This window comes from Roseobacter sp. HKCCD6576-2 (assembly GCF_013179285.1).
Taxonomy (GTDB): Bacteria; Pseudomonadota; Alphaproteobacteria; order Rhodobacterales; family Rhodobacteraceae; genus Rhodophyticola; species Rhodophyticola oceani.
Map to the genome: position 1 here is coordinate 1 of NZ_WVNW01000038.1, position 5,141 is coordinate 5,141.

Annotated in this window: 5 protein-coding genes and 2 pseudogenes; 3 read left to right on the plus strand and 4 right to left on the minus strand. The window is 51.7% G+C overall.

Annotation, left to right across the window (positions count from 1 at the left end):
* Window positions 1-469: 469 nt before the first annotated feature.
* Window positions 470-1,378 carry a LysR family transcriptional regulator gene (locus tag GTF44_RS21680; RefSeq protein ID WP_171563466.1) on the minus strand — a complete coding sequence of 303 codons (909 nt, stop codon included), beginning with the start codon at window positions 1,376-1,378 and terminating at the stop codon, window positions 470-472.
* A gap of 807 nt (window positions 1,379-2,185) precedes the next feature.
* Window positions 2,186-2,426 (minus strand): annotated as a pseudogene (locus tag GTF44_RS22345) (transposase); the annotation flags it as partial.
* 112 nt (window positions 2,427-2,538) lie between these two features.
* On the opposite strand from GTF44_RS22345, the gene GTF44_RS22715 reads away from it, so the two are divergent.
* On the plus strand, window positions 2,539-2,781 hold the full coding sequence (locus tag GTF44_RS22715; RefSeq protein WP_171563468.1) for an integrase core domain-containing protein: 243 nt from the start codon (window positions 2,539-2,541) through the stop codon (window positions 2,779-2,781).
* A 109-nt stretch (window positions 2,782-2,890) separates the two neighbouring features.
* Here GTF44_RS22715 and GTF44_RS22350 read toward each other — a convergent pair whose 3' ends face one another.
* Complete coding sequence (locus tag GTF44_RS22350; protein ID WP_367383446.1) at window positions 2,891-3,109, minus strand: TAXI family TRAP transporter solute-binding subunit; 219 nt, start codon at window positions 3,107-3,109, stop codon at window positions 2,891-2,893.
* 260 nt (window positions 3,110-3,369) lie between these two features.
* On the opposite strand from GTF44_RS22350, the gene GTF44_RS21695 reads away from it, so the two are divergent.
* Entirely contained in the window at window positions 3,370-3,897 is a 528-nt protein-coding gene (locus tag GTF44_RS21695; RefSeq protein WP_171563470.1) for a hypothetical protein, read from the plus strand.
* Between the two features lie 563 nt (window positions 3,898-4,460).
* Window positions 4,461-4,619: a hypothetical protein gene (locus GTF44_RS21705; protein WP_171563464.1), complete on the plus strand. Its 159-nt coding sequence runs from the start codon at window positions 4,461-4,463 to the stop codon at window positions 4,617-4,619.
* 108 nt (window positions 4,620-4,727) lie between these two features.
* On the opposite strand, the pseudogene GTF44_RS21710 reads toward GTF44_RS21705, so the two are convergent.
* Window positions 4,728-4,967, minus strand: a pseudogene (locus tag GTF44_RS21710) (transposase); the annotation flags it as partial.
* Window positions 4,968-5,141: the final 174 nt, after the last annotated feature.

Below are 5,141 nucleotides of genomic sequence, written 5' to 3' on the forward strand. Positions count from 1 at the left end.
AGGATGAAACGCTCAAAGAACGCCCATTCTTCGTCCGACATAAGGTCTCGTGCCAAGCTGGTCTCCATCGTAGATACCAGTTGGAAGCACGTTTAGCGCTGCCTGTGAATCTCTTTTTTTCAACACGACCTAGCTCCCACCAGACCGGCAAAAACACCGATCAGAATTGTCGGTAATAAAGCAAAGGTGCGCCCGCTATTAGAGCATGAGGCAAGCGGGCGACTCTCTCGCCAGTTTCTACTTCTGGTCATTTTTACCACGCCCATTCGTTGGTTTGGTGCACAAGTTCACTACTCGTATTAATAGTTTTTCCATTCTAATGCTGCCCGCGCGGTATAGCTTCACGGTATCGAATGCATTCCACAGCATTATACAGAAACATCTATTATCGGCTTCTTTTCAAAGATGTGGCCTAACTAGTGTTATCAACGCCTGCCGGATCGGGGAATTGATTTGATCGTTATGCTCACTACTCTCTGGCATACAATTGTATGCATTTCGCTTTTGTGGGTGTGTACCTAGTCAATTCCCGAATGAATCCCCTGACTTCGGGCCGCACAGGCTGGTGTAGATACCTAAGTGCTACCACATGCCGTTCATATTTTGCACCTTCGATGGCTAGTGACACAAATTCGTTGCTTCTCGGAACTGCAGTATCGGGTAGGATCAAAAACCCTTGCCCTGATCGTACCAACTCTAACATCCAATCAATGCGGTTAGACCTGTGGGTGAACTTCACAGTATTTTCGAAACATGTACAGAAGCTAAACAAGACTTCACGTATCTCGCGGTGAACTCTGGCCAGCGTGTGCTCGTCAACCAACACATCCAAGTCCACTGTTTCGCTTTGACTAAGTGGATGAGTGGCTGAAACGACCACGCGGTAAGTTTCACTATAGAGTGGTTCGACCTGGTAAAGATCAGATGCAGCATCCGCGCCTGTTATAGCGATATCAAAACGACCTTCCCGAAGGCCATTTAGTAGTGAATTTTGCTTTTCGACCATAATCTCAAAATTCACTTCTGGCGCGAGAGATTGATAGTGCGTTATCGCTTCCGATACACGAAACAACCCGATGCCCTCAACAACTCCAACACTTATAGGAATGCCTTCTAGGCGAATATAACGCTTGGCATGTGCCGTCGCCTTTTGAGATTGTTGCAAGATTTCCCTCAGGTAAGGAAGGACAACTGTACCCAACGGTGTTAAGCTACATCCTGCACGATCACGCATGAACAGTTTGCCACCTAACCTATCCTCTAACTTCCTGATTGCAGTTGTAAGAGAAGGTTGGGAGACATTCATCGCCCGCGCTGCATGGGTAAAGTTTCGGTATTCAAAAACCGCTAAAAAGTAGCGAACTTGATGCATTTCCATGAGTTTGCAGCTCTCTTGCGGTAATCAACAGCGCAACAATTTCACAATAAATGGCTACATTAACAATAGATATTGCCTATATTTTAATAGAAAATATGTATTTGAATTCCGACTGAATATGATTTCTTCTTGTGAAAGAGTCTGAAGAGGTTGTGATTGAGTTGGGCAGTTTTATAACATGGATGTGGGCCCCCACATCCATGTTATACGCTTGTTGGTTTTTGACTCGCCGGTCGGCACAAACATGTTACCCAAAACTCGTAGGCCAATAAAATCGTTCCATATGGGGAGATTGCTCAAAAGGTGTGTGAGGCCAATAGCGGGAGAAGTATTGGTAAGTATGTTATAGTGCATGGTGGTTCTTTTGAACGAAGAGACGGCCGGATTTGTGGTATCTTTGGCTTGAGCCAGGGACTGTTAAGGTGGTGCCGTTGGAAGAGGGTATCTGGCATCCCGGAGTGGTCGTTGCTTTTGGTGGACTTAGCTTCAGCATCATCACTTCAACGTCTTGCAACGGTTGAGCAGTTGCTGCGCTCAGAACGGGTCTTGCTGTACGTGTTTCCTCGAGAGCATCATCCAGATGATTCTGGCGGCCTTGTTGAACATGATTGTTGTCGCCGGAGGAGAATGGCTTTTCCGTGATTATCTTTCAGTCCATAGGACGATCTTTTCGGGTGAACGTTTCACCATGACCGCGCGATGGGAGTGTCCTGAACTGTGTTTATCTTGCCTGTTCCATGGGTTTTCAGATACTCAAGCGTCGAAGCGCTCTCGGACCATGATGGCGAACTGATTGCGTGCTACCAATCATTCCCGAACGTTGCGACCGTCTTTCTCGAAGTTCTGGATTGCCAGATAGGTCAGTCTGGGGCTGCATCATCGGTGGGGAATGAGCCATGCGTCTTGATGGACTTGCGGATCGCGGGGTCGAAGGCAAAGAACGGCACACCTCAGCCCATGCCCGACGCCAGGCGGGGACGATCGAGGCGCATTTTCCGGCCCATTTTTCTTCAAAGGTATCGAGCTCAGCCTCGGCCGCCTCGGCGGTTGTCCGAGGATCTCGGCCCGCTTCTCTGTCAGCGTTTGGCCAATCAACGGCTCAGGCATAATGCCATTCCAACCGAGATCGCTGAAAGCATCCAGATAGAGACTTAGCGCATTTGCTACATGAGACCGAGTGCCTGAACCTCTATTGGTTCCATTCGCTTCGCCATGCCCGCGAAGAAATCGGCCGATGGCGTCGCCACTACAACACTGAGCGCGCGTATTCGGCGCTCGGCTACCTATTCCCAACGGAGTTATTGATAAAATCCACCGCGCCAGCGCTTAAGACTCTTGCAGTCTCCACGCTGACGCACAAAACAGCAACCGAAACGGAAGATCCCAGATCAAACCGGCCCTAATCAAGGGGGAAGGTGATTTGCTGTGTCATGGCGCAGCTCTTTCGGCGTTCAGGCATAAAAAAACCGGGCCGCGTGAACGCCGCCCGGTGAAGTTACAGGGAGAGTACCGTTATTCGATCATGCCTTGTTCGCGGTATAAACATTCGGCACCGGGATGCAGCGGAACATCCAAACCGTCGAGCGCGGTTTCCAGCATGATTGATGCATCACGAGCATGGTCCACGTCAAGCAGACGGCGAGTGTTGTCGTTCCACAGACCGGCGGTGATGTTGTAGATGAGCCCTTCGTCTTCGTCTGCGCTGGTGAACCATTGCGTGCCCACGGTCACGGTTGTTGCGGTCGGAACGCCTCATATGCTCAGTGTGGAATATCATCCACGGCGAAGAAGCCGTTAGCTTCGATCAGAGCGTCGACCTCGGGTCCGGTAATCGGGACAAGGCGTATATCGGCGGCTTCCGCGCCCTTGATGTCCTCGGCTTAGAGCTACACCGATGTGAGTACCCAGGCTCAGGGCCCATTGATTTCTGTTTGGTTGCGTGGTTCACCGCATCCAAAACAAGCGGTGAACACGTCTGACCTCTTCTGGCTATGCTGCTGGCGCACAACCTGGCGCGACACCGTGGAACAGAACAACTCATTCGGTTCGGCAAGGCTGATGTCGCCGCAGTGCTTGCCAGTCAGCGATTGCAGGGGTCGCGCGTGACAACTCATGCCGAGAACGTTCTTAATGTCAGTCTTGAAGACTTCGGCAAGGAGTTCGAAAAAACCGACATCGTGATCGACACCTCTGCGGATGCCCAGGTCAGACGGCGGCTGTCTTTGGGTTGGGCAAGTGCCGCGAAAGTCTTAAGGACAGAGATTTTTCACGAAGGACGTTTGGGTCTCAGCTATATCACCGCTTTGGACAATGGTCACAATCTCACAATGATGCATATGCAGCTGATCGCGCACGCTGAGCGCAACCCAGCTGTTAGGGATTGGCTCAAATATGAGGCAACAAACTCGTTCTTAGATAACGAACTTATCCTCGGCTTCGGCTGCAGTTCGATGACTACAAAGATGCCAGCTTACAAAGTCGATGCACATGCATCGGCTTCGTTCGCATTCTGCAGATAGTACACGAATGGGTTCTCGAAACCCGTCATACTTCTGAACAGCATTGACGACGATGGATTGCCCCAAGGCGCAACAGAGTGGCACCCTTCACCCATTGCAACTTTCGGCCCTACCGACGAGACCGCACACTGGACAGTGCTCGTTTCTCAATCTGTTTTGGACGAGCTGCACAATCTCAGATTGGAGCATGCACCTGATGAAACTGGTGGATACCTCTATGGCGGGATAGATGAACACTTGTCGCAGATCTATGTTGTTGCTGCTTCCAGCCAGCCACCAGACACAGTTGCGTTTCCGACATATCTCAAGCTTGGTCGGTGGGGACAAACGCCTTGGGAAAAGTGTTTCGTTCAGAGAACAAGGGGGCGGCTTGCGGTTATCGGCACTTGGCACTGTCCTTCCCCCCAGAACTGGGCCATTAGGATTGCCGAGAGAGGGGGACGGAGAATGGCTCGGAAACGGTATTCGAACGAGGACATCCTGAAGCTGCTGCGCGAGATTGAGCTGAAGCTCGCAGAAGGCGGCGACGTTCAGGCGGCGTGTCGCGCCGTCGGTTTGGCGGGATGGCACGGTTGCAGCTGTCGGAACTGCGTAGCCTTGAGAAGGAGAATGCCCGGCTGAAGAAGATCGTGGCCGAGCTCGAGTTGGACAAGCTGATCCTTAAGGAAAGCCTGAACCACCTAAAGTCCAGGGTCCCGCTGACCGGCAGTGCATTGCGATAGCAATGTCACGAAAGGGAGACGACGGAGCAGCTTCGTCTGGCCGTCGTCCACACCCGCCAGAAGCTCGCCACGTCAGAGCGGCGGACCTGCAAGGTGATCGGCCTCGCGCGCAGCCCGCGCAGTATCGCCAGCCAGACGCTTCTTGCCAGCCTCCATGAAGTCTTTTGACCACTTGTAGTAAAGGCCCCGGGATATGCCCTCGCGGCGGCACAGTTCTGCAATGCTGTCTTCACCACGCAGGCCATCCAGCACAATCCGGATCTTCTCTTCGCTGGTGTACTGCTTACGCGTCGCGCGCTTGATGTCTTTGACGATCTTCTCGCCAGCGCTCTTCCTTGTATTTCTCATCGTCCACTCCTCGGTGGTTACGATGAGCAACAAACACTCTCTTAGCAAATGACCCTATTTGGACCCATAAGTGCTGACGTCAGACAGAGTTTCAGGTGCAAGCCCCCCCCATAACGGTTACCTATCTAAATATAGGATTGAGGTATTTCCGGAGACAGCGTGCAGGTTCTAATG

Bases quoted from the DNA above. Each gene is read 5' to 3' on its own strand.
- GTF44_RS21680 (WP_171563466.1), bottom strand. From the start codon at position 1,378: ATGGAAATGCATCAAGTTCGCTACTTTTTAGCGGTTTTTGAATACCGA.
- GTF44_RS21695 (WP_171563470.1), top strand. From the start codon at position 3,370: ATGCTGCTGGCGCACAACCTGGCGCGACACCGTGGAACAGAACAACTC.
- GTF44_RS21705 (WP_171563464.1), top strand. From the start codon at position 4,461: ATGGCACGGTTGCAGCTGTCGGAACTGCGTAGCCTTGAGAAGGAGAAT.